This window comes from Pseudoalteromonas sp. SWXJZ94C (assembly GCF_015864385.1).
Classification (GTDB): Bacteria; Pseudomonadota; Gammaproteobacteria; order Enterobacterales; family Alteromonadaceae; genus Pseudoalteromonas.
Window position 1 is genome coordinate 1 of record NZ_JADYXF010000142.1, and the last position, 794, is coordinate 794.

General features: G+C 40.3%; 1 protein-coding gene. It reads right to left on the reverse strand.

The window, feature by feature from the left end; all coding sequences use genetic code 11:
- Nucleotides 1–794 (reverse strand): ISAs1 family transposase (locus tag I6F65_RS21455; protein WP_197114854.1); only part of this gene is annotated, 794 nt, incomplete at both ends.

Here is a 794-nt window from a genome sequence, read left to right on the forward strand (position 1 = left end):
GAACTGATATAGTACCTATAACATAACTCATTGCTTACTTTACCTTTTTCCTTTCTGTAGGAAACAATAACGCCCACCGTCTTTGCACCTTCCCAGTGTATCGTTTCTGATAAATCACTTACATCATGACGCACTGCACAACACCTAAACTCCTCTCTGTTTTTTTGATAATCTGCTTCATTAAACAAAATCCCTTCAGACGCTTGTCGTGTTATCTCCGGTAATAAAGCCCCCTCTATTTGCGACAGGAGTCCTTTATGATTTGCCTTCACTGCAAGAAGGTAATTAGCTTCTTTGCTCACTATTTTTTCTGCAATTGATTTTTGACACCCCATGGCGTCAATTGTGACTAAGCACCCTTTTATCTCAAGTAACTCAAGAAGTGTTGGTAACGCTGTTATTTCATTCGACTTTTTATCAACAGGACATTGCGCTAAAACGACACCATTTTCGCATGCAAACGCACTGACCATATAAAGTGCATCGCGCCTATCTGATTGATTAAAAGACCCTTTTAACCGTTTTCCGTCAATAGCTACGACATCGCCCTGGGTTAACTTAGTGCATGCTTTCATCCAAGAAGAAAAAGAATCTTGAAATTGCGTCATATCAATACGGCTTAGTACGCGGGCAATTGTGTCATGACGAGGAATACCTTGCTCTAGGGGGACATATTTTCTGAGCCAATCTAATCTATCATGACCAAAATCTTCAATATCTTCCCAGCCTTGGCATCCAGACACAACAGCGCTGACGGCTAAGAATATGATATCAAATAGTTTATGAACCACTTT